This is a genomic window from Streptomyces huiliensis (assembly GCF_020037025.1).
GTDB lineage: Bacteria > Actinomycetota > Actinomycetes > Streptomycetales > Streptomycetaceae > Streptomyces > Streptomyces huiliensis.
On sequence record NZ_JAIQLH010000001.1, the window covers coordinates 1 to 22,397 of the forward strand.

17 protein-coding genes are annotated in these 22,397 nt (G+C 74.5%); 8 read left to right on the forward strand and 9 right to left on the reverse strand.

The window, feature by feature from the left end; all coding sequences use genetic code 11:
• A partial coding sequence (locus JNW98_RS00005; protein WP_263420219.1) for a LysR substrate-binding domain-containing protein occupies window positions 1-420 on the forward strand: 420 nt, incomplete at its 5' end.
• Between the two features lie 2 nt (window positions 421-422).
• Here the strand turns inward: JNW98_RS00005 and JNW98_RS00010 are convergent.
• The 5 genes from JNW98_RS00010 to JNW98_RS00030 all read right to left on the reverse strand — a co-directional run bounded on the left by JNW98_RS00010 (window position 423) and on the right by JNW98_RS00030 (window position 7,240).
• Window positions 423-1,550 carry an XdhC family protein gene (locus JNW98_RS00010; protein WP_223765926.1) on the reverse strand — a complete coding sequence of 376 codons (1,128 nt, stop codon included), beginning with the start codon at window positions 1,548-1,550 and terminating at the stop codon, window positions 423-425.
• Window positions 1,551-1,584: 34 nt separating this feature from the next.
• Entirely contained in the window at window positions 1,585-3,042 is a 1,458-nt protein-coding gene (locus JNW98_RS00015) for an NCS2 family permease (protein ID WP_223765927.1), read from the reverse strand.
• Window positions 3,043-3,411: 369 nt separating this feature from the next.
• Window positions 3,412-5,811: a xanthine dehydrogenase subunit D gene (gene pucD, locus JNW98_RS00020; RefSeq protein ID WP_223765928.1), complete on the reverse strand. Its 2,400-nt coding sequence runs from the start codon at window positions 5,809-5,811 to the stop codon at window positions 3,412-3,414.
• Complete coding sequence (locus JNW98_RS00025) at window positions 5,808-6,353, reverse strand: (2Fe-2S)-binding protein (protein ID WP_223765929.1); 546 nt, start codon at window positions 6,351-6,353, stop codon at window positions 5,808-5,810. The genes pucD and JNW98_RS00025 overlap by 4 nt, the downstream gene beginning before the upstream one ends.
• The gene (locus JNW98_RS00030; RefSeq protein WP_223765930.1) at window positions 6,344-7,240 is read right to left on the reverse strand and encodes an FAD binding domain-containing protein; all 897 of its coding nucleotides are present in this window, start codon (window positions 7,238-7,240) and stop codon (window positions 6,344-6,346) included. Before JNW98_RS00030 ends, JNW98_RS00025 begins: the two co-directional genes overlap by 10 nt.
• Before the next feature lie 413 nt (window positions 7,241-7,653).
• Here JNW98_RS00030 and JNW98_RS00035 point away from each other — a divergent pair, with 413 nt between their 5' ends.
• Entirely contained in the window at window positions 7,654-9,357 is a 1,704-nt protein-coding gene (locus JNW98_RS00035; protein WP_223765931.1) for a PucR family transcriptional regulator, read from the forward strand.
• Window positions 9,358-9,426: 69 nt separating this feature from the next.
• Here the strand turns inward: JNW98_RS00035 and JNW98_RS00040 are convergent, their stop codons facing one another.
• The gene (locus JNW98_RS00040) at window positions 9,427-10,119 is read right to left on the reverse strand and encodes a helix-turn-helix transcriptional regulator (protein WP_223765932.1); all 693 of its coding nucleotides are present in this window, start codon (window positions 10,117-10,119) and stop codon (window positions 9,427-9,429) included.
• A gap of 303 nt (window positions 10,120-10,422) precedes the next feature.
• On the opposite strand from JNW98_RS00040, the gene JNW98_RS00045 reads away from it, so the two are divergent.
• The 4 genes from JNW98_RS00045 to JNW98_RS00060 all read left to right on the forward strand — a co-directional run bounded on the left by JNW98_RS00045 (window position 10,423) and on the right by JNW98_RS00060 (window position 15,967).
• A complete protein-coding gene (locus tag JNW98_RS00045; protein ID WP_223765933.1) occupies window positions 10,423-11,625 on the forward strand; it encodes a threonine synthase in 1,203 nt (400 codons plus the stop codon).
• A gap of 129 nt (window positions 11,626-11,754) precedes the next feature.
• Window positions 11,755-12,717 (forward strand): AEC family transporter, encoded by a 963-nt coding sequence (locus JNW98_RS00050; protein ID WP_223765934.1) that lies wholly within the window; start codon window positions 11,755-11,757, stop codon window positions 12,715-12,717.
• Window positions 12,718-13,079: 362 nt separating this feature from the next.
• Window positions 13,080-14,819: a mycolysin gene (locus JNW98_RS00055; protein ID WP_223765935.1), complete on the forward strand. Its 1,740-nt coding sequence runs from the start codon at window positions 13,080-13,082 to the stop codon at window positions 14,817-14,819.
• A 263-nt stretch (window positions 14,820-15,082) separates the two neighbouring features.
• Entirely contained in the window at window positions 15,083-15,967 is an 885-nt protein-coding gene (locus JNW98_RS00060; RefSeq protein WP_223765936.1) for an FG-GAP repeat domain-containing protein, read from the forward strand.
• A 111-nt stretch (window positions 15,968-16,078) separates the two neighbouring features.
• Here JNW98_RS00060 and JNW98_RS00065 read toward each other — a convergent pair whose 3' ends face one another.
• Window positions 16,079-18,172, reverse strand: coding sequence for an elongation factor G (locus tag JNW98_RS00065; protein ID WP_223765937.1), 2,094 nt, complete (start codon window positions 18,170-18,172; stop codon window positions 16,079-16,081).
• A gap of 397 nt (window positions 18,173-18,569) precedes the next feature.
• Between JNW98_RS00065 and JNW98_RS00070 the strand changes: the two genes are divergently transcribed.
• Window positions 18,570-19,376: a hypothetical protein gene (locus JNW98_RS00070; protein ID WP_223765938.1), complete on the forward strand. Its 807-nt coding sequence runs from the start codon at window positions 18,570-18,572 to the stop codon at window positions 19,374-19,376.
• Window positions 19,377-19,425: 49 nt separating this feature from the next.
• On the opposite strand, the gene JNW98_RS00075 is transcribed toward JNW98_RS00070, so the two are convergent.
• Window positions 19,426-20,241, reverse strand: coding sequence for a GntR family transcriptional regulator (locus tag JNW98_RS00075; RefSeq protein ID WP_223765939.1), 816 nt, complete (start codon window positions 20,239-20,241; stop codon window positions 19,426-19,428).
• Window positions 20,242-20,641: 400 nt separating this feature from the next.
• Here JNW98_RS00075 and JNW98_RS00080 point away from each other — a divergent pair, with 400 nt between their 5' ends.
• The gene (locus JNW98_RS00080) at window positions 20,642-21,739 is read left to right on the forward strand and encodes a DUF2637 domain-containing protein (protein ID WP_223765940.1); all 1,098 of its coding nucleotides are present in this window, start codon (window positions 20,642-20,644) and stop codon (window positions 21,737-21,739) included.
• A 117-nt stretch (window positions 21,740-21,856) separates the two neighbouring features.
• On the opposite strand, the gene JNW98_RS00085 is transcribed toward JNW98_RS00080, so the two are convergent.
• Window positions 21,857-22,363 carry an ATP-binding protein gene (locus tag JNW98_RS00085; RefSeq protein WP_223765941.1) on the reverse strand — a complete coding sequence of 169 codons (507 nt, stop codon included), beginning with the start codon at window positions 22,361-22,363 and terminating at the stop codon, window positions 21,857-21,859.
• Window positions 22,364-22,397: the final 34 nt, after the last annotated feature.

Genomic DNA, 22,397 nt, shown 5'->3' on the forward strand with positions numbered 1-22,397 from the left:
GTCGTGAGCACCGCGCATCCCTACGCCGGCCGGACGTCGGTGAGCCGGGAGCAGCTTCGGCACCAGCCGCTGATCGTGGCGGCCGGGGAGGACGAGCCCGCGGTCGCCGCCGGGTTGCGCGCCCTGCTGGGCGAGGACGCCGCCGTGCTGGAGGGTGCGACCGTCGCCCGGGACGTGCACACGATCATCGGCCTGGCCGCCTGCGGCATCGGCGTGGGCCTCGGGCCCTCCCGCATGCTGTCGGCCCCGCGCCCGGGCGTCCGCTTCTGTGCGGTGACCCCGCGCACGGCGCTGCCCGATCTCGTCCTGTCCTTCACGGACCAGGACCGCTCCCCGGCGCTGGGCGCCTTCCTCGACACGGTCCGCAGGACCTGCCCCGAGGTCGGCGCCGCGCTCGACCGCCGGTTGCGGCCCGCGTGATCTCACACGCTGATCCCCGCCTCCACGTCCCGGTGGATCGGCACCCCCGCCCCCCGCAGCGGCGCCCCCGTCCCGCCCCTCCGGACCGCGACGATCTCCGCCGCGATCGACAGGGCCGTCTCCTCCGGCGTCCGGCCGCCCAGGTCCAGCCCGATGGGCGAGCGGAGGCGGGCCAACTCCGAGCCGGACAGCCCCGCTTCGCGGAGGCGGGCGAGGCGGGTGTGGTGGGTGCGGTGGGAGCCCATGGCGCCGACGTAGGCGAGGGGCAGGCGGAGGGCGCGGACGAGGAGCGGGATGTCGAACTTCTCGTCGTGGGTGAGGACGCAGACGGCCGTGCGCGGGTCCAGGGGCTGCTGGCCGTCGAGGTAGCGGTGCGGCCAGTCGACGACGACCTCGTCCGCGTCCGGGAAGCGGGCGCGGGTGGCGAACACCGGCCGGGCGTCGCACACCGTGACGTGGTGGCCGAGGAACTTGCCGACGCGTACGAGGGCCGCCGCGAAGTCGATCGCGCCGAAGACGATCAGGCGCGGCGGCGGCACGCTCGACTCGATCAGCAGGTCGGCCGGACGGCCGCAGTACGCGCCCTCGGCGCCGAGCGTCACGACGCCCGTCCGGCCGGCGGCCAGGAAGGCGGCGGCCTCGTCCGCCGCTCGCCGGTCACCCACCGGTACCTCCCCCAGTGCCCCCGAGAAGGCGCCGTCCGGGCGGACGAGGAGCGCCCCCGGAGCGTCGCCGGAGAACGGGCGGACCAGCGCCGTGGGTTCGCCCCGCGACGCCGCCGACAGCGCCGCCTCGTACACGCCCCTCGACGGGTCCGCCGCCCGTACCGGCGTGATCAGGACCTCGATCACGCCCCCGCACGTCAGCCCCACCGCGAACGCGTCCTCGTCCGAGTAGCCGAAGCGTTCGCGCCGGCCGGTACCGGTCGCCAGCGCCTCGCGGCAGAGTTCGTAGACGGCCCCCTCGACGCAGCCGCCCGAGACCGAGCCGATCGCCGTACCCGCCGCGTCCACGGCGAGGGCCGCGCCGGGCGGTCTCGGGGCGCTGCCGTGGACGGACGCGACGGTGGCGACGGCGAAGTCGCGGCCTTCCGCGCACCAGCGGTGCAGGTCTTCTGCGAGGTCCAGCATGATGCGCCCCCCTTCGTCTCGGGTTCGTCTCCGGCTACTTGACGCCCAGCCAGTTCTCGATGGGATGCAGCGCGAAGTAGACGGTGAAGACCACCGTCAGCACCCACATGAAGGGCCCGGGCTCCCGCCACTTCCCCTCCGCCGTCCTGATCGCGGTGTAGGCGATGACGCCCGCGCCGACGCCCGCCGTGATGGAGTACGTGAACGGCATGAGGACGACCGTGAGGAACGCGGGGACGGCCACCGCCCGGTCGTTCCAGTCGATGTGCCGTGCGTGGCTCATCATCATCGCGCCGATGACCACCAGGGCCGCCGCGGCGACCTCACCCGGGACCATCCGGGTGAGCGGGGTGAAGAAGAGGCAGGCGGTGAAGAGGAGGCCGGTGACGACGGACGACAGTCCGGTGCGGGCGCCCTCGCCGACGCCGGTGGCGGACTCGATGAAGACGGTCTGGCCCGACGCGCCCGTCACGCCCCCGATCGCACCGCCCGCGCCGTCGACGAGGAGCGCACGGCTGAGGCCGGGCATCCGGCCGCGCTCGTCGGCGAGTCCGGCCTCGGTGCCGACGCCGATGATCGTGGCCATCGCGTCGAAGAAGCCGGCCAGGACGAGGGTGAAGACGATCACGCCGACGCTCAGCGCGCCGAGCGAGCCCCAGCCGCCGAACGAGACGTCGCCGAGGAGGGAGAAGTCGGGCAGCGAGACGGCGCTGCCGTGGAGTTCGGGGGCGCCGGCCTGCCAGGCGCCCGGGCTCGGGTCCGCCACCGCGTTGACGGTGACGGCCAGGACCGTGCCCGTCACGATGCCGATGAGGATGGCCCCCGGGACGTTCCTGGCCTGGAGCATGAAGACGGTCAGGAGCGTCACGCAGAAGACCAGCACGGGCCAGCCGGCGAGTTCGCCCGCCGGGCCGAGGGTGACCGGCCCGCCGCTCTTGGCCGCGTGCACGAACCCGGCCTTCACCAGGCCGATGAGGGCGATGAACATCCCGATGCCGATGGTGATGGCGTGCTTGAGCGCCAACGGGATGGCGTTCATGACGAGTTCGCGCAGGCCGGTGAGGACCAGCAGGACGATGACGCCGCCGTACAGCACGCACATGCCCATCGCCTGCGGCCAGGTCATGTGCGGGGCGGCCTGGGTGGAGAGCACCCCGGAGACGCCGAGGCCGGCGGCGAGCGCGAGCGGGACCTTGCCGACGAGGCCCATGAGCAGGGTGCAGACGGCCGCGGCCAGCGCGGTCGCCGTGATGAGGGCGGCGTGGCCGAGGGTCTGCCCGGACGCGTCCTTGCCGGACAGGATCAGCGGGTTGAGCAGCACGATGTAGGACATCGCCATGAACGTGGTGATACCGCCGCGCACCTCGCGGGCGGGGGTGGAGCCGCGTGCCGAGATCTGGAAGTACCGGTCGAGCCGGGCGAGACGGGACCTGTCGGCCGGGGGGCGCAAGCCCTCGGCCGTGGCCGCCGGCTCCACGGATGGCTGGGTCATGGTGGCTGCCTGCTCCTCGGATGCCGGGCGGTGCGGATGCCGGTGGGGGGCGTCGACGGTCGGGTGGGGGGACGTCGACGGTCGGGTGGGGGGACGTCGACGGTCGGGTGGGGGGACGTCGGCGGTCGGGTGAACGGACGGTGGACGGGCGGGTGAACGGACGGTGGACGGGCGGATACCTGGTCAGGCGGGTGGGATGCCCGATGACGGCCGAGTGGGGACGGCAGTGTGGCGTGTGGGGGAACGCCGGCGCCGGCGGGCCGGGGCACCGGTACAGGAACGGGCACGGCCGGGAAGGCGCCGCCCCGGGCACGGGTGGCAAGCGGCCCCGAAGCCGCTCACCCCCGTCACATCCCCCTCACACCCCCCTCACGTCCCCGTCAGATGCTCCGGCCGCACCGGCACCCGCCGCAGCGCCAGCCCCGTCGCCTGCCGGATGGCGGCCACGACGGCGGGCGTGGAGGAGAGGGTCGGCGCCTCCCCGACGCCCCGCAGCCCGTACGGCGCATGCGGGTCGGCGAGTTCGAGGACGTCGACCGGCATGGCCGGGGTGTCGAGGATGGTGGGGATGAGGTAGTCGGTGAAGGAGGGGTTGCGGACCTTTCCCGTGACCGGGTCGACCGCGATCTCCTCCATGACGGCCAGCCCCAGCCCCTGCGTGCTCCCGCCCTGGATCTGCCCGGTGACCGAGAGCGGGTTGAGGGCCTTGCCGACGTCCTGGGCGCAGGCCAGCTCGACGACCTTGACCAGGCCCAGTTCGGTGTCCACCTCCACCACCGCGCGGTGGGCGGCGAAGGAGTACTGGACGTGGCCGGTGCCCTGGCCGGTGCGGAGGTCGAACGGTTCGGTGGGCCGGTGCCGCCACTCCACCTCGGCCTCGACCGGCTCCTCGCCCTCCAGGACGTCCGCGAGGGCCGCCAGCACCTCGCCCCCGTCGGTGACGATCTTGCCGTCCTCCAGGAGGAGTTCGGCGGTGGCCCAGGCCGGGTGGTACGTCCCGAACTTCGTCCGGCCGAGCGCCAGGACGCGCTCGCGGACGGTCGCGCAGGCGTGCCGGACGGCACCGCCCGTGACGTACGTCTGGCGGGACGCGGACGTGGAACCGGCCGAGCCGACGCGGGTGTCGGCCGGCTGGATGGTCACCCGGGAGACGCCCAGTTCGGTCCGGGCGATCTGGGCGTGGACCGTGACGCCGCCCTGCCCGACCTCGGCCATCGCCGTGTGCACGGTGGCCACGGCCTCCCCGCCGGCGCACTCCAGTCGCACCCGTGCCGTCGAGTAGTCGTCGAAGCCCTCCGAGAAGCCGACGTTCTTGATGCCGACCGCGTAGCCGACGCCCCGGACGACTCCCTCGCCGTGGGTGGTGTTGGCGACCCCGCCGGGCAGCGCCCGCAGGTCGGGGCCGCCGCCGGCGGTCTCCCACTGCCGTTCGGGCGGCATCGGCATGGCCTTGACGCGGCGCAGCAGCTCGGCGACGGGGGCGGGCGAGTCGACGGCCTGCCCGGTCGGCATCACCGACCCCTGCGACATCGCGTTGCGGCGCCGGAACTCGACCGGATTCAGTCCGAGTTCGGTGGCCAGCCGGTCCATCTGCGCCTCGTAGGCGAAGCACGCCTGGACGGCGCCGAAGCCGCGCATCGCGCCACAGGGCGGGTTGTTGGTGTAGAGGGCCAGCGCCTCGACGTCGACGTTCGGGCACTCGTACGGGCCGACGGAGAGGGAGGCGGCGTTGCCGACGACGGCCGGGGAGGACGAGGCGTACGCGCCACCGTCCAGCACGATGCGCGCCGTGACGTAGAGGAGCCGGCCGTCGCGGTCGGCGCCGTGCTCGTAGCGGAGCCGGGCCGGGTGCCGGTGGACGTGACCGAAGAAGGACTCGAACCGGTCGTAGACCATCTTCACCGGCCGGCCGGTGCGCAGCGCGAGCAGGCAGGCGTGGGCCTGCATGGACAGGTCCTCGCGACCGCCGAAGGCGCCGCCGACGCCCGAGAGCGTCATACGCACCTTGTCCTCGGGCAGGCCGAGGACGGGCGCGATCTGGCGGAGGTCGGCGTGCAGCCACTGGGTGGCGATGTAGAGGTCGACGCCGCCGTCCTCGGCCGGCACGGCGAGGCCCGACTCCGGCCCCAGGAACGCCTGGTCCTGCATCCCGACCTCGTACTCGCCGGTGACGACGGCCGCCGCCCGCGCCTTCGCGGCGGCGACGTCGCCGCGCCGGACGGGCTGCCGGTGGACGATGTTGGGGTGCGGGACGTGGGCCGCGTGGCCGTCCGTGCGGCCGGGGTGGAGGACGGGCGCGCCGGGCGCCGTCGCGCTCGTCTCGTCGGTGACGACCGGGAGTTCCTCGTACGCGACCCGGATCTTCGCGGCGGCGCGGCGCGCGGTCTCCGGGTGGTCGGCGGCGACGAGGGCGACCGGTTCGCCGTGGTGGCGGACGACGCCGTCGGCGAGGACGGGCGTGTCCTGGATCTCCAGCCCGTAGCGGGTGGCGGCCGGGAGGTCGTCGTGGGTCAGGACGGCGTACACGCCGGGCGTGGCCAGGGCCTCGGCGACGTCGACGGACCGGATCCGCGCGTGGGCGTGCGGGCTGCGCAGGGTGTGGCCCCAGAGCATGTCCTCGTGCCAGAGGTCGGAGGCGTAGGCGAACTCGCCGGTGACCTTGAGGGTTCCGTCGGGGCGGAGCGTCGACTCGCCGATGCCGCCGCGGGTGCGGCTGCCTTGCGTGAGGCCCTCGGAGGCGAGACGGCCGGGCACGTTTCGTTCGCTCACGCCTCGGCCCTCCCGTCCGTCCCGCCGGCCTCGTCTTCAGCGCCGGCCTCGTCCGCAGCGCCGCCCCCGCCCCGCGCCGCCGCGAGCCGCACCGCGTCGAGGATCTTCTCGTAGCCCGTACAGCGGCAGAGGTTGCCGGAGAGTGCCTCGCGGATGTCGGCGTCGGACGGGTCGGGGTCGCGGGCGAGCAGGTCGTCGGCGGCGACGAGCAGGCCCGGGGTGCAGAAGCCGCACTGGACGGCGCCCGCGTCGACGAACGCCCGCTGCACCGCGGAGAGTTTCCCGTCCGGCAGGCCCGCGCGGGTGGCCAGGCCCTCGACGGTGACGACGTCCCGTCCCTCCGCCTGGCCGGCCGCGACCAGGCAGGCGCAGACCGGGACGCCGTCGAGGCGGACCGTGCAGGAGCCGCATTCGCCCTGCTCGCAGGCGTTCTTGGAGCCCGGCAGGCCCAGCCGCTCGCGCAGGACGTAGAGGAGGCTCTCGCCCTCCCACACGTCGTCGGCCCGCCGTGGCCGGCCGTTGACGGTCATGTTCACGCGCATCGTTCGCCCCTCTCCCCCGTGGTCCCGTCCGTGTACTGCCGCCACGCCCAGCCGAGCGTGCGCCGGGCCATGACGCCGACCGCGTGGCGACGGTAGGCCGCGCTGCCGCGCACGTCATCGATGGGGTTGCAGGCGGCCGCCGCGAGGGCGGCGAACTCGGCGGCCGCGGCGGGCGGTACGGGCCGGCCGGTCTCCCAGCAGCGGGCCTCGTCCAGGGCCGCGGTCAGGAAGTCCTCCGCCGCCCGCGCCCGGACGGGCGTCGGTGCCGCCGAGCCGATGCCGGTGCGGACGGTCCGGGTGTCGGGGTGCAGGGCGAGGCCGAAGGCGCACACGGCGATGACCATCGCGTTGCGCGTGCCGACCTTGGCGAACTGCTGCGGCCCGGCGGCCTTGCGGATGCGCACGGCGCGGATCAGCTCGTCGGGGGCGAGGGCGTTGCGCTTGACGCCGGTGTAGAAGTCCTCGACCGGTAAGAGCCGGGTGCCGCGCACCGACTCCGCCTCCACCACCGCGCCCGCCGCGAGCAGCGCGGGGTGGGAGTCGCCGGCCGGGGAGGCGGCGCCGAGGTTGCCGCCGACGCTGCCGCGGTTGCGGATCTGCGGCGAGCCGACCGTGCGGGCGGCGAGGGCGAGGCCGGGGAGCGGACCGGACAGCTCCGCGATGACGCGGGCGTACGGGACGGCGGCGCCGAGCCGCACGTCCGGCCCGTCGGTCTGCCACGCGTACAGGTCGCGGATCCGGGTGAGGTCGAGGAGGTGGGTGGGACGGCGGTGGTCGAAGTTGATCTCGACCATCACGTCCGTGCCGCCCGCCAGGGGCACCGCCGTGGGATGCTCGGCCTTGGCGGCCAGCGCGTCCTCCCAGCGGTCGGGGCGCAGGAAGTCCATGGGCGTTTCTCTTCTCGCTCTGGTCCCGCGCCGGGCCGGTGGCCCGTCCGGCCCGCGACCGCCCGGGGCCCGACACCGGCGCCGATGGCGGTGGCGACGGCGGGTCGGGCCGGGGGCCGGGTACGGCCGTACGGGGGCTGTGGCGAGGCCGTTCGGACGGCTCCGGGCGGGTCGTCGTGGGGGAGGTCTGTGCCGGGTCGGTGCCGGGTCGGTGCCGGGTCGGTGCCGGGTCGGTGCCGCGTGCAGCCAGTACACAGAGGCTTCACCGGGCGGGTGCAGTCACCGAAACCATGAAGCGGTTGGCTGGTCACGTACGACGTCTTGTAGATTCGAACGAAAGGCGGGGCCCCGAAACCTCACGGCTTCGCACCGGTAACACGACAACACACGAGAAAGATCGGCGGCGACCCATCATGCGGCTGCGCGCACTGCTGGAGACCGACGCGCTGGGCCTTCGCCTGCTCGGTGGCGCGGACGAGCTCGACCGCACCGTCCGCGGCGTGATGACCACCGATCTGCGCGACCCGAGCCGCTACCTCTCGGGCGGCGAACTGGTCCTCACCGGCCTGGCCTGGCGCCGGGAGCCGGCCGACTCCGAGCGCTTCGTCCGCATCCTGGCCGCCGCCGGGGTGGCCGGGCTCGCGGCGGGCGAGGCGGAGATCAGCTCCACCCCCGACGACCTGATCGCGGCCTGCGCCCGGCACCGGCTGCCGCTGTTCTCGGTCGACGAGACGGTGTCGTTCGCGTCGATCACCGAGCACGTCGTCCGGCAGGTCTCCGGCGAGCGCGCCGGCGACCTGGCCGCGGTCGTGGACCGGCACCGCCGGCTGATGACCTCGGGCCCGGCGGGCGGCGGCCCCGAGGTCGTCCTCGACCTGCTCGGCTCGGACCTGGACCTGCGTGCCTGGGTCCTCTCCCCCACCGGCCGCCCGATCGCCGGCTCCTCGCTGGCGGGTGCCGGGCCGGCCCTGTCGCCCGAGGTCAGCGCCGTGCTGGCGGGCGAGCACCTGGCCGCGGCCCGCTCCGGCCGCCGGGGCCCGCACCGGGTGACGGCGGGCGGCGCCACGTACTCCCTGTTCCCGATCCGCGGCACGTCCGCCGGGCCGGCCGACCCGCGCGAGACCGTCCTCTCCGACTGGCTGCTCGCCGTCGAGGCCGACGCCGGCGACTGGCCGGCCGAGCGGCTCGACCTGCTGCACGGCGTCACCCAGCTGATCGCCGTCGAGCGGGAGCGGCGCGAGGCCGCCCGGACGGTCCGCCGCCGACTGGCCCAGGAGGTGCTGGAGCTCGTCCAGTCGAACGCCGCGCCGGCCGAGATCGCCGCCCGGCTGCGGGTCGCCACCCCCGTCCTGCTGCCGGGACCGGGCACCGCCCCGCACTGGCAGGTCGTCGTGGCCCGCGTGGAGTGGACCGACGGCGAGACGGCCGCCGCCCTCCCGGCCGGGCCGATCGCCCAGAGCCTGCTGGAGGAGGCGCTGGTCGCCCCGGACGCGACGGGCACCGAGCCGTCCGAGCGGATCGCCGTCGCCCACACGGACGACGAGGCCGTCGCCCTGGTGCCGCTGTCCCCGGCCCCTGCCGCCGCGGGCGACGACGCGGATCCGGAACGCGGCCCGGACGCCGGTCTGCACGCCGACGCCCTGCTGGCCGCCGTCCGCGCCCCGCTCTCCCGCGGGCTCGACGGTGACGGCCGCCTCACCTTCGGCGTCAGCGCCGCCGTCCACTCGGCGGAGGGGCTGCGCGGCGCCCTGGAGGAGGCCCGGCACGCCCGCCGCGTCGCCGCGGCCCGGCCCGGGCGCGTCTGCGCGGCCGGACACCAGGAGCTGGCCTCGCACGTGCTGCTGCTGCCGTTCGTCCCGGACGACGTCCGCCGCGCGTTCACCGCACGCCTCCTCGACCCGCTGCGCGAGTACGACAACCGGCACCGCGCCGAGCTGATCCCCACCCTGGAAGCCTTCCTGGACTCCGACGGTTCGTGGACGCGCTGCGCGACCCGGCTGCACCTGCACGTCAACACGCTGCGCTACCGGGTGGGCCGGATCGAGCAGCTGACCGGGCGCGATCTGTCGCGGCTGGAGGACAAGCTGGACTTCTTCCTGGCGCTGCGGATGAGTTGAGAGTGCCGCGGATGAGCTGAGGGTGCCGGGGCGACTCCGTCACTGTCGAGGGCGCCGGGGGCGACTCCGTCACTCCGGTCCCCGCCGCTCCCCCCGTACCAGCCCCAGGTCGGCGTAGACCGTCGCCCGCGACACCCCGAGCCGCTCGGCGACGACCTGCGCCGAGCGGCTCAGCCGGAACACCCCGCGGGCATCCAGCGCCTCGATCACCCGGAGGCGGCCCTGCCGCGAGTCGTGGGCCAGCGGCCGGCCGAGCCGTTCCTCCTCCTGCTCGATCACGGCCGTGACGACCTCGCCGATGTCGTCGGAGAACACCGTCGTGGCCGGCGGGGCGGCGTCCGCCGTGCCGACCAGGGCGGCCAGCGCCTTGGCGGCGAGCCGGAGTTCGGTGATGTCCAGGTTGACGCAGAGCGAGCCGAAGACGTGCCCGGAGCCGTCGCGCAGCAGCAGGGTGGACGACTTCACCGTGCGCCCGTCGGGGGTCTTGGTGACGTAGTTGAGCTTGTCCTGCGCGGTGTCACCGCGTGCCAGCATCTCCAGGCCGATCTCGCTCATGGCCCCGCCCACGGTCCGCGAGGTCACCGAGCCGGCGAGGGCCACGACGCTGGCGTCGGGGGTGCGGTAGTCGTGCAGCACCACCTCGCACTGGGCGCCGAAGGTGGCGGCGAGGCCGTCGACGACCGGGCGCAGGGCCCGCAGCACGGCGTCCGCGGTGCCGTCCGGGCCCGGCGGGGCCTGGACCTCGGGGGGCCCGGACGGCACCGTCCGCCCCGTCCGCCCCGTCCGTCCCGCCTGCCCCGCCCGTCCCGCTGATGCCGGTGATGTCATCCCTGCCTCCGCACGTCCATCAGCTTCGCCGGACCGTCCGGCCCGCCCGCCGGGTCCCGAACGAGACTAGAAGTACGTCATCAGGGATACGCCCTTCAAATCTTGACGAACTGTCTAGATCGCTGGACACTCTGCCTGAGTGGGCTGTTGAGCATGGTTGTCAAGGGCCCGGTGGTTCCCTTGGTTTGAACCCCGGACGGGGTGGCGCACGAGGCGGACTCGAGGAGGAGAGGCACGATGCGTTTTCCGGCCGATGGGTCCGCCGGCCCCTCCTCCGCACCGGACGGCCCGGACGGTCCGGGCGTCCCGTACGGCGGGCTGCGGCTGCGCTGCGCCACCTGCGGGCGCCTGCACGCCCTCGCCGACCTGGCCTGGCGCTGCGCCGACTGCCACGGCCCGCTGGACGTCCACGGCTTCGTGCCCGCCATGCCAAACGCGGTCGAGCTCGGGCGGCGTCCGTCCACCCTGTGGCGGTACGCCGAGGCGCTGCCGGTGCCGCGCCCGCCCCGGATCACCCTCGGCGAGGGGATGACCCCGCTGATCGCCGCGCCCGGCCGGCCGGACGTGCTGCTCAAGGCCGACCACCTGATGCCCACCGGTTCGTTCAAGGACCGCGGCGCGGTACTGCTGGTGGCGCTGGCCGCGCGGCTGGGCGTGCCGAAGGTGCTGGCGGACAGCAGCGGCAACGCGGGGACGGCGGTCGCCGCCTACGCGGCGCGCGCGGGCCTCCCCTGCGAGGTGTACGTGCCGGCGGCGACGTCCGAGGGCAAGGCCGCCCAACTCCGGGCGTACGGCGCGGAGGTACGCCGCGTCGAGGGCACCCGCGAGGACACCGCCGCCGCGGCGGCCCGCGCGGCCGAGGAGCCGGGGACGTTCTACGCGAGCCACGTCCACCATCCGTTCTTCCCGCACGGCACCAAGACCTACGTCTTCGAACTGTGGGAGCAGCTGGGCGGCCGGCTGCCCGGCACGCTCGTCCTCCCGGCCGGGAACGGCACCCTGGTGCTCGGCGCCCGCCTCGGCTGCCAGGAGCTCCTGGACCAGCGGCTGATCGACCGGCTGCCCGCCATCACAGCGGTGCAGGCGGCCGGTTGCGCGCCCCTCGCGCGCGCCGCCGCGCTGGGCGGCGAGGTGCCGGAGCGGATCACCGCCGAGCCGACCGTCGCCGAGGGCATCGCCATCGCCCGCCCGGCCCGGGGGTCCCAGGTGCTGCGGGCGGTACGGGAGACGGGGGGTACGTTCGTGACGGTCCCCGAGGACCGGATCGTCGCTGCCCATCGCGAACTCGCGCGCAACGGGCTCTTCGTGGAGCCGACGTCGGCAGTCTGCTGGGCGGCGCTGCGGGCGGGCCTGGTGCCGGAGCGCGCGGTGGAGGGCGACCGCCCGTTCGCCGTCGTGCCGTTGTGCGGGAACGGGCTCAAGGCGAAGCCGCCGGAGTGAGCGCGGGGGTGCCGCGGGCTCCGCCGTGCGCCGGTGGCGCCCCGTAATCGTCCGCCCCCGGTGGCGCCCCACGCCCGTCCGCCCCCCACCCCGTCCCGCGACGGGCCGACCCCGTTCGCCCGAGGACCCATGCCCACCCCGCACGCCCTGTCCGCGCTGCTCGCCGCCTTCGTCCCGCTCTGGGCCCTGACCGGGGTCGGCTGGCTGGCCGGCAGGACGGGGTTGCTCGGCGCGGACGCGGAGGACGTCCTGGGACGGTTCGTGTTCAACATCGCCATGCCGGCCGCCCTGTTCACGCTGCTCGCCCGGACGCCGCTCGGCGGCTTCGCGAACGCCTCGATGCTCGCGTTCGCCTCCGGCACGGCGGCGGCCCTCCTGCTGGGAGCCGTCGCGGCCCGTCGCCTCTTCCACCGCAAGCCCGCGGAACAGGTGGTCGGCGGGCTCGCCGCCGGCTACGTCAACTCCGGCAACCTCGGCATCCCCGTGGCCACCCAGGTGCTGGGCGACGCGTCGGTGGTGGCTCCGGTGATCCTGTTTCAAGTGCTGGTGGTGACACCCCTGATGCTGGCGGTACTCGGCGCGGGGACGGGCGAGGCCCGCCGGCGCGCCGGACGCGCGCTCCTCGCGCCCGTCCGCAACCCCATCGTGCTCGCCGCCGCCGCTGGCGGCGTCTGCTCGGCCGCGCACTGGCGGCTGCCGGGCGCCCTGGACGGCTCCTGCGACCTGCTCGGCCGGGCGGGCGTGCCGACGGCGCTGGTCATGCTCGGCCTGTCGCTGCACGGCCGCCGCCGCGCGGACGACGGGACGACGGCGGCGGGGTCGCGGGCCGAGGTCGGGGTCGCCGTCGCGCTCAAGACCCTCCTCCAGCCGGCGGCCGCCTACGCCACCGGCCGCTACGCCCTCCACCTCCCGCCCCACCAACTCCTCGCCACCGTCGTCTGCTCCGCCCTTCCGACGGCGCAGAACGTCTACGTCTACGCCCGCGAGTACGGCGCGGCCGGCGCCCTCGCGCGCGACGCGGTGGTCGTCTCGACGCTGGTGTCGATGGCGACGCTGTCCGGGTTCGCGCTGCTGCTGACGCCGGGCGGATGAGCGGGCGTTCGTGATCGCCGACCGAACGCCGCCCATCACGGAATGTAGTCGGCCAGGCGGAACGCGCCGCACCGGAAGCACGTGATCCAAAACACCGGCCGCTTCCGTTATGCGTCAACACTGCTGGTCAGAGGCCCAGTTATCACACGCACCGTGATTTTCGCGCGGGTGGTGACATGCGCGGACCATCCGCTATGGTTTCGATCTCTGTCACCCAGGGTGTTGTTTTGGCCAGCGGTTTGCTCCTTGGCTGAATACGTGTCAGCACCCGGTGGCAGTGCCCAACTCCCCACGGCGGCGCCCGTGCGGGCCGGGGCCGATCGGCCGGATCCGGTTCGCGCGCGCCGCAGAGAGGTCTGCCCATGTCCCGAAAACGGGCCTTGAGAAGACGAATACTGAAACCGGTCCCCCTGACCGCACTGGCAGGCGTCGGCGCCTGCCTGGCCGTCGCCGTGACACCGTCCACGGCCACCGCCGCGTTCGCGTCCGCTTTCACGGACAAGCCGAACCCGGCCCACGCGGCCGCCCCGAACGGCCCCTGCACGATCCGCTCCGCGGACAAGCACGGGGAGGCCCCGCCCAGTTGCCTGGGCGTCACCGCGTCCCTCGACCACCTGCCGGCCGTCGGCGAGCAGGCCACCCTCACCGTGCGCGTCAAGGCGCAGGCCGACGTCAAGAAGGCCGGCCTGTCGCTCCAACTGCCGCCCGGACTGCGGATAACCGGCCGGGACTCCGGTCTCGCCGCCCCCACGACGGACGACCACGGCCAGCGCACCAGCCGCGAGCTCGCGCTCTCCCCCGGCACCCGGACCGTCAAGCTGAAGGTCAAGGCCGTCGCCGCCGGACCCGCCCAGATCCAGGCGGACGTCAGCGACCTCGACCGCCCCGACCCGCGCCGCACCGGACACGACTCGGTCGAACTGACCGTCGGCGCCGCCAAGGGCTCCACGAACAAGGGCGTCTCGGTCACCAAGGCCCGCGCGACCAAGGTCCACGGCCGCGGTCCGGACCAGCGCGCGCCGCGCAAGGTCACCCCCAAGGCCCCGCCCCGCGCCTCGGCCGCCCCGGCGCCGACCGCCCGCGCCCAGGTCTGCGTCAACGGCACGTTCCGCAACCGCTTCCAGTCCGCCGAGGGCGGCATCTGGAACGGCAAGGCCAACCGGGACGAACCGGTCAGCAACTCCAACGTCACCCTGTGGGGCAAGGCCGCCGCCAACGGCGCCACGCAGAAGCTCGCCACGGGCATGACGGGCAACGGCGACGGCCGCTTCAACCTCTGCTACACGCCGACCACTTCCACCACCGCCGCCGCCTGGGTCGAGTTCCGCACGCAGGCCGGCCGGATGTGGTCGGTGATCGACCGGAACGGCGGCCAGTACGCCACCTCGTCGTACGCGGTGACGAACTTCTCGGGCAACGCCGGCCTGGGCACCGTGTACGCCAACGCGGGGCAGAGCCGCGCCTGGCACACCTTCGACACGCTCAACAAGCTGTGGTGGAACCGCGGCGCGACGACCGACTGCTGGGCGAGCAGCGAGCAGGCCGGGCGCTGCACCCCGATCACCGTCCAGTGGTACCCCGGTTCCACCGACGGCACGTACTGGAACCCCGGCGAGGACCGGATCCACCTCGCCGACAACGACCCCGACTCCGAGCACACCACCGTCCACGAGGCGGGCCACGCCCTCCAGGGCAAGCTCTACAAGGGCTGGTGGCCGCGGGTGACCAACTGCTCGCCGCACTACGTCGACCGCACCTCCTCGGCCAGCTGCGCCTGGACGGAGGGCTACGCCAACGCGGTGGCGTTCCACACCTTCGGCGACACCACCTACTACTGGGGCAACGGCAGTTCGCTGAACCTCGCCAACGACCGCTCCACCCGCGGCATCGACCCCGGTGACGCCTGCGAGGCGCGCGTCGCCACCACCCTGGTCGACCTGTGGTCCCAGGTGGACGGCGGCTGGACGAAGAGCAACACCATGATGTCCCAGGACCCGCAGTCCACCTTCCGCGAGTACTTCGTCACCGACCGGCCCGCCCACGGCCTGGACAACGGCGCGAAGGCGCGCGACATCATCTGGAACCACACCATCTGGTACTGACGGAACCGGCTCCTCGGGCCGCACCAGTACCCCGCACCAATACCCGCACCAGTACCAGCACCACCACAGGCCGGGCCGGCTTTCGGCCCGGCCTGTGGCCGTTGCGGCCCGTTCGGAGCGTCGTTGCTGTGAACTCGGTTGACAGGCTTCGAAGCTGTGAAAAGATAGAGGCACGCAAGACGGTGTGACCGGCCGTCAGGAGCCGTGCTGCCGCTTTGCCTTGTTCACCATCCGGTACGGAGACTGAGAACGGAGACTGAGACATGCATCGACTCCCTCGCGTCGCCGCCGCGGCGGCCGCAGCGGCGCTCGTCGTGACCGCCGCGGGTGCGGCCGTGGCCGACGAGGGTACGGGGCGGGCCGCAGCGATGACGGCGCGTCAGCGGTTGGCGCGGGTGCTGCCCGGTGACGCGCCGCACTTCCCCCTGGAGGTCGTCGACGGGGCGGGCAAGGACTACACGTACATGTGGGACGGCAAGGGCGGGTTGGAGCGCCGCACGGAGGGGCTCGGCGACCTGCCGGGGCTGCGGGCGGCGACGCAGGTCGACACCGACTCGGACAACGTGTATGACAGCGACGCCTACTTCCTCACCGCCGACCACAAGGTGATCCTCTCCAGACCCCTGGACTCGGTGCACCGTCAGGTCGCGTCGGGCTGGGGCGGGTACGACACGTTCTTCTCGCCGGGCGACCTGGGCGGGGCGAAGCAGCCGGACCTCCTGACCCGGGACGGGCAGGGGGTGCTCTGGCTTCACCTCGCCAGGGAGGACGGCTCGCTCACCGGCGCGAAGAAGGTGGGTCCCGGCTGGGGGCAGTACACGCAGATCACCGGCAAGGGCGACCTGACGGGCGACGGGAAGACGGACATCGTCGCCCGCGACAAGGACGGGGTGCTCTGGCTCTACAAGGGCACGGGCGACTGGGCCAAGCCGTTCCAGGGACGGACGAGGATCGGCGGCGGCTGGAACCAGTTCAACCTGCTGCTCGGGGCCGGCGACACGGACCTGGACGGCCGCGCGGACCTGGTGGCCCGCGACAAGTCCGGTGCGCTGTGGCGCTACAAGGGCACGGGCAAGGCGTCCGCGCCCTTCGCGGCCAAGGAGAAGATAGGCAACTCCGGCTGGAATCAGTACCGGATCGTCTACTGAGCCGACGGGACGGGGCCCGGGCCGGGTGCGGTGGCGCCGACGTGTGTCAGGAGGGGAACGTCGGCACCACCTCTGCCCCGGGCCCGGCCGCCGGTGCTCAGGTGCCAGTGCTCAAGTCCGGCCCAAGTGGCGCAGGTAGGCGGCGCGGTTGAGCGGGTCGCCGTCCGTCCGGGCCCGGACCGGCGGGGTTCCGGGGCAGGGCAGGTCGTCGGTGGGGGCCGACCACCAGAGGCCCTCGCCCCGGGACAGCGCCGGGAGGCGCCGCTCCACCGCCGCCACCCGGCGTACGGGGACGGTTCCCTTGATCACCCAAGTGCCGCGGCCGGGCGCGGTGTCCCGGATCCGGGCGCCCTGTTCGGAGAGGAGACCCGTCACGGCGCTCAGCGCGTCGGCGGGCACCTCGGCCTCGTAGGCGTGGCACGGCTCGTACACCCGGGTGCCGGCCTCGTCGAGGGCGCGCATCAGGACGAGGGGAGTCAGCGACCGGAAGTCCGTCCCAGTGCTCACCGGGCTGGCGTATCCGGAGTGGGTGAGGGTGACGACGCAGTCGGTCACCGGCCAGCCGTACAGGCCCTGTCGGAGGGTGCGGCGCGCGGTCTCCTCGATGGCGCGGTCGAAGCCGAGGGGGATCGCCCCGAGTTCCGTCTCGCGGCGGAAGGCCACGCCGGAGCCGGGCGGGCCCGGGTCCACCCGGAGGCCGATCGTCGCCCAGAAGGCGGCGGTCCGGTGGCGGTCGATGCCCTCGTACGCGCTGCCGCTCCCGGTGGGACGTTCACGGAAGACGGTACGGCTCTCCTCGAAGACGGCGTCGACCCCGAACTCCTCGCCGAGGGTGGCCGCGATGATCTCTTTCTGGACCTCGCCGTAGAGCAGGAGGGAGGTGCCGGCGCCGTCCGGCAGCGGGCGGGTGCCGATCAGCGGGTCCTGGTCGGCGAGGGCGGCCAGCGCGGCGTAGAGGCGGGGGGCGTCCCCGGGCTTCCGGGGCCGGACGACCGTCTCCAGGCTCGGTGGGGCGAAGGTGGGCGACCCGCCCGAGTGCCCGATCCCGCTCCCGACCCCGTTGGCGTTGCCGCGACCGCGTGTGGGCCCGTCGCCGTTCCCGGGTGCGGGGCCGAGGCGGTCGCCGACGCGGACGCCGGGGAGGCCGCGGAGCCGGGCGATCCCGCCGGGGGTGAGCCGGTGGGCGGCGCCGGGCGGCGCTCCGACGACCTCGAGCGCCGTCACGCGGCCGGTGATCTCGCCGACGCCGCCGTCGGGGCCGTGCCGGTGCAGGGTGACACGGTCGCGGCGGTCCAGGGAGCCGGAGAAGAGGCGGAGGTAGGCGGTCTTCTCCCCGTTCGCGCCCCGCTCGACGGCGAAGACGGTGCCCACGGGCGCGGTGGGGGTGGCGGGGGTGGCGGGGGCCCGGTCCGCGGCGCTTCCCGTGCCGGCCGGCGGGAGCCAGCGGGCGATGCCGTCGAGGAGGTCCGCCACGCCCTGCCCCGAGTGGGCGGACCCGAAGTAGACGGGGTGCAGCAGGCCGCGCGCCGTGCGGTCGGCGAGGGCGGACCGGAGCCGTCCGGCGTCGGGGATCCGGTCCTCGACGAGGTCGGCGAGCAGCGCGTCGTCGTCCTCCGCCAGGGCTTCGGCGACGCGTTCGCGGAAGGCGGGGTCGGCGAAGGAGCCGGGCAGCGTGCGGGCGTCCCGGGTGCCGATGGCGTGGACGGTGTTCATGGGGACGACGCGCGGCGTGAGGCGGGCGCGGATCGCGGCCAGCGTCTCGGCCTCGCGCGCCCCGGCCCGGTCGGTCTTGTTGACGAAGATCAGGGTGGGCAGTCCGAGCCGGTGCAGGGTCTTCATCAGCACCCGCGTCTGCGCCTGCACGCCCTCGACGGCGGACAGGACGAGCACCGCGCCGTCGAGCACGCCGAGGGCGCGTTCGACCTCGGCGATGAAGTCGCTGTGGCCGGGGGTGTCGATGAGGTTGACGTGGAGGCCGTCGAGAGGGAAGGAGGCCACGGCGGAGCGGATGGTGATGCCGCGTCGGCGCTCGATCTCGCCGGAGTCGGTGCGCGTGGTGCCGGCGTCGACGCTGCCGAGCCGGTCGAGGACGCCGGTGTCGAACAGCAGGCGCTCGGTGAGGCTGGTCTTACCGGCGTCGACGTGCGCCAGGATGCCGATGTTCAGGAAGCCCCGGGTGGCCGGGGCCGGGCTGGAGGTGCGCATAAGGGGAGAAGTCCTCGGGAACGGTCGTCCGGTCAGGGCGCTGGATGTTTCCGAGGGCCTGGCGCATCGTCCGGTCGTCTCCCTTGTGCGGCATGGGGTGTGCGCGATGGGGTGTGCGCGGGCCATGGTGCCAGGGGCAGGCGTGGCGCGCGAGGGATTTTCCGCTCCGTCGCCCGGACGGCGGTCGCCGCCGCACGCCGGAACGGGCTGGTCACCGGGCGGGCCGGGCGCAAGGGCGGTGATCTTCGCAGTCCTCGCGGCCGAAGTCCACCCCCCGCTTTGTGAATTGGTTCACACCGGCCTCTTGGCCGGGCCCGGTTCCGCGTGCTGTGATCGGAGCAGGCTTGGCTTCCAGCTCGACGGCGCGCTTGGGGAGGGCACTGTGGCGGAGACCGCCATGCGGAATTCTGGCTTGACGGAACCATGGGGACCACAGGGGCCGAGTCCGCAGGACGGACCGCTGGAGCGCGCGGTGTGGCGGCTCCGTTCGCGGGCCTGCTGGGAGGACGCCGCCGCGCTGATCGCCCCGCGCGCGGCGACGGACCCGGGTGCCGCCCGGTGGCGTACGACCGTGCTGATCGAGCGCTGCGTGTTCACCGCGGAGGGCTGGAGCGCCGCCGAGGACGCGCTGCGCGGCGCCGAGGCGCTGGCCACGGACGACGAGGAGCGCGGCGCGGCGGCGTGCGAACGGGGCCACCTCGCCTACCTGTCCACTCTTCTGGGTGTACGCGACCGGGCGGACGAAGCACGTTCCGCCCTGGGGCGCGCGGCGGCACTGCTCGCGCCCCGCTCCCCCGGCCGCCCCCTGCTCGACTTCCGCCGCGGCCTGATCGCCCAGCACCTCTCGGACAACCCGTCCGACGCCACGGCCGCGTTCCGGCGCGCCCACACGGGAGCGGGCGAGCACGGCCACCGGCTGCTGCTCTCGTTCACCTGGCGGCACCTGGCGGCGATGGCCGAGCACGACGGCCGGGACGCCGACGCGCGGCAGGGCTACACCGAGTCACTGCGCATCCGCGAGGAGCTCGGCTACCTGGTGGGAATCGCACCGGCCCTCGTCTCGCTCGCCGCCGTCCTCCCCGACCCGGCCGAGGCGACCCGGCTGCGCGAGGAGGCGGGACGGCTGGTCCGGCTGCTGGGCGGGGTCCCGTCCTGGCTGGTCGACCGGCTGCCCCAGCGCCAGGCGGGAGCGACGACCGACTGAGGACGGGCGGCCGGTCACCCGAGCGGACCGGGTGCCCGGCCCGCCGGGCTCATTCCGCCGCGCCCGTGTAGTGCCCGCGGACCAGCGTCTCGACGGCCGGCAGGTCGCGGGCGGCGAGCGCGTCGAGCAGGGCGGCGTGCTCGGCGGCGTCGGCGACGAGGTCGTCCGTGCGCCGGGCCCAGTCCCCGGGGGCCGGCCACTGCGCGCGGCGGTGGAGCTCGTCGGCGACGGTGACGAGCTGGCGGTTGTCCGCGAGCCCGAGCAGGGCGCGGTGGAAGGCGCGGTCGGCCTCGGCGTAGGCGGCGCGGTCGCCGCCGCGGGCGACGGCCTCCGCCCGCTCGGCGAGCGGCAGCAGTTCGCGCCAGCGCGCCGCGGGCAGCGTACGGGCCAGCCGGAGCAGGACGGGCACCTCCAGCAGGGCGCGGACCTCGGCGAGCTCCGCCAGGTCGCGGGCGGACCGGCTGGTGACCCGGAAGCCCCGGTTGGGCACGGCCTCGACCGCACCCTCGGCGACCAGCTGCTGCATGGCCTCCCGGACCGGCGTCGCCGAGACCCCGAACCGCTCGGCCAGCGCGGGCCCCGAGTAGACCTCCCCGGGTATGAGGTCGCCGCCGACCAGGGCCTTGCGCAGGGCGTCGAGCACCTGGCCGCGCACGGAGTAGCGCGTCGGCATCCGCCGGGCGAGGCCGGCCGACGGCGCGCCCGCCCCGAACGCGTGCCGGTGCTCGCCGTTGACGCGCTCGCCGTGCGGACGCTCGCCGTGTACGTGCTCACCGCGCGCCGCGGCGCCGTCGGCGAGCGGCTCGCGGGCGGGCGCGCCGGTGCGCGGGTGCGGCACCGCCGGGTGGGGTCTGCCCTGCTCCATGAGAGGTCCTCCTATGTCTCCATTCGAACCATAGGCGGAGGATCCGGCGGCTCAAACCCCGATCGTCACGAAGTAAGGCCCGGCCGCCACGGAGCGGGGGACGGTCCCGGCCCGCGCCCCGACGGGCCGGGGGTGCCGCACCAGCCGACACCAGCACCACGCGACACCATTCGCATCACCCGACCGAGCTCAAGCCGATCCTCTTCAATCCACTCGAAAGGGTGAATTGATTAGAACCCAATTCCCCGGTCGCAGCAGGATGTTCGAAGCAATACACACCTATCCGTATGTCCTTGGCGTCCATTGGCGGCGAGTTGCCCGGAAACCGCTTGGTGCGCTGGCCGATTCCGTCAGGATGGCGCGCGAAAGGCCGGTACCGCGATGCAAGGGACGCAAGAAGATGAGAGTGACCGACATACCGCTGAATTGGGTATTGCCCAGTGCCGTGGCCCTCGCCGGAGCCGTGGTGGCGGTGACGGTGTTCTCCCGCGGCCGCCACGGCGGACCGGAGGACGCGACGGGCACGGATTCCTGGGAACGCACCGAGGAACGCAGGAGGCGCAAGGAGGCGCTGTACGGCAGCGCGTCCTACGTCCTCCTCTTCTGCTGCGCGGCGGTGGCCGCCGCCCTCTCCTTCCACGGCCTGGTCGGCTTCGGACGGCAGAACCTGGGCCTGACGGACGGCTGGGAGTACCTGGTGCCGTTCGGGCTCGACGGCGCCGCCATGTTCTGCTCGGTCCTGGCCGTGCGCGAGGCCAGCCACGGCGACGCGGCACTCGGCTCCCGCATGCTGGTGTGGACCTTCGCGGGCGCCGCCGCCTGGTTCAACTGGGTGCACGCGCCGCGCGGGATGGACCACGCGGGAGCCCCGCAGTTCTTCGCCGGCATGTCGCTGTCGGCCGCGGTCCTGTTCGACCGCGCGCTCAAGCAGACCCGCCGGGCCGCCCTGCGCGAACAGGGTCTCGTCCCCCGCCCGCTGCCGCAGATCCGGATGGTGCGCTGGCTCCGGGCGCCGCGCGAGACCTTCGGCGCCTGGTCGCTGATGCTGCTGGAGGGCGTACGGACGCTGGACGAGGCCGTGGACGAGGTCCGCGAGGACAAGCGGCAGCGCCGCCAGCACCGGCTGCGCCGCCGCGAGGCCGGAAAGCTGGAGCGCGCGCGGCTGAAGGCGTACAACCGGCAGCACCGCGTGCTGTGGGGACGCGCCCGCGGCGGACGGCAGGTGGAGGTGACGGCGGTGACGGCGCCGCCCCAGCCGGCACAGATCGGCTCGCAGTCCGGAGCGGAGCCTTCCATAACCGAGCAGGAGCAGCTCCCCCCACGCGGCCGGCCGCTCCAGGCGGTGAACAGGACGGGCACGGTGGGCGCGTCGAACGCCCCGGGCGTGACGGGCCCCGTCGGACCCATCGACCTCACCGCCGAGGACGACACCCAGCCCATCCGGCGACTCGACTCCCTGGAGGAGAAACTGGCACGCATCGAGCGGCAGTTCGGCTGATCCGGCCGCTCCGAGCCCGTACGCCGGCTCGGAGCGGCACGGACGGTCCACGTGACCCGGGCGGCAGCACGGCGGCGTACTCTCCGGACGTCCCTCCGGCCCGCGCGCCGGCCCCGGTCAGCGGTCCTCCGCCGCCAACTCGAACCACACCGCCTTTCCCGTGCCGTGCGTCCGCACGCCCCAGGTGTCGGCGAGGGCCTGGACGAGCAGCAGACCGCGCCCGGACGTCGCCGCGCTCCCGGCAGCACACTGATCCCCGTCACACCGCTCCCCGTCACACCGATCCCGGTCATACCGGTCCCCGTCGAGGCCCGGCGGGCCGGCGTCGGGCGCGCGGAGCACCGGGCGCCGCGGCAGGGTGTCCCGCACCTCCACCCGCAACCGCCCCTTGACGACGGCCGGGGCGCCACCGCCGAGCACGGCCGTCACCACCGCGCCGCCGTCGGTGTGCACCAGGGCGTTGGTCACGAGCTCGCTGGTCAGCAGCTCGGCGGTGTCCGCCCGCCCGGGCGCGCCCCAGTGGACCAGAAACCGGCGCAGGGCCGCCCGTATCCCCGCGACCGCCGCCAGGTCGTCGCGGCCGAGTCGTCTTTCCCAGTACGGCTCGCTCTCCCCGCCGTTCACCTCGTTGCGCGCCGTGCAGCCCGCGGACCCTTCC

Excerpts from the sequence above, each read along its gene's own strand:
- JNW98_RS00050 (WP_223765934.1), top strand. The coding sequence starts at position 11,755 with ATGCCCACCCCGCACGCCCTGTCCGCGCTGCTCGCCGCCTTCGTCCCG.
- JNW98_RS00035 (WP_223765931.1), top strand. The coding sequence starts at position 7,654 with ATGCGGCTGCGCGCACTGCTGGAGACCGACGCGCTGGGCCTTCGCCTG.
- JNW98_RS00010 (WP_223765926.1), bottom strand. The coding sequence starts at position 1,550 with ATGCTGGACCTCGCAGAAGACCTGCACCGCTGGTGCGCGGAAGGCCGC.
- JNW98_RS00025 (WP_223765929.1), bottom strand. The coding sequence starts at position 6,353 with ATGCGCGTGAACATGACCGTCAACGGCCGGCCACGGCGGGCCGACGAC.
- JNW98_RS00060 (WP_223765936.1), top strand. The coding sequence starts at position 15,083 with ATGCATCGACTCCCTCGCGTCGCCGCCGCGGCGGCCGCAGCGGCGCTC.
- JNW98_RS00080 (WP_223765940.1), top strand. The coding sequence starts at position 20,642 with ATGAGAGTGACCGACATACCGCTGAATTGGGTATTGCCCAGTGCCGTG.
- JNW98_RS00075 (WP_223765939.1), bottom strand. The coding sequence starts at position 20,241 with ATGGAGCAGGGCAGACCCCACCCGGCGGTGCCGCACCCGCGCACCGGC.
- JNW98_RS00070 (WP_223765938.1), top strand. The coding sequence starts at position 18,570 with ATGCGGAATTCTGGCTTGACGGAACCATGGGGACCACAGGGGCCGAGT.
- JNW98_RS00015 (WP_223765927.1), bottom strand. The coding sequence starts at position 3,042 with ATGACCCAGCCATCCGTGGAGCCGGCGGCCACGGCCGAGGGCTTGCGC.
- JNW98_RS00055 (WP_223765935.1), top strand. The coding sequence starts at position 13,080 with ATGTCCCGAAAACGGGCCTTGAGAAGACGAATACTGAAACCGGTCCCC.
- JNW98_RS00045 (WP_223765933.1), top strand. The coding sequence starts at position 10,423 with ATGCGTTTTCCGGCCGATGGGTCCGCCGGCCCCTCCTCCGCACCGGAC.
- JNW98_RS00065 (WP_223765937.1), bottom strand. The coding sequence starts at position 18,172 with ATGCGCACCTCCAGCCCGGCCCCGGCCACCCGGGGCTTCCTGAACATC.
- JNW98_RS00030 (WP_223765930.1), bottom strand. The coding sequence starts at position 7,240 with ATGGACTTCCTGCGCCCCGACCGCTGGGAGGACGCGCTGGCCGCCAAG.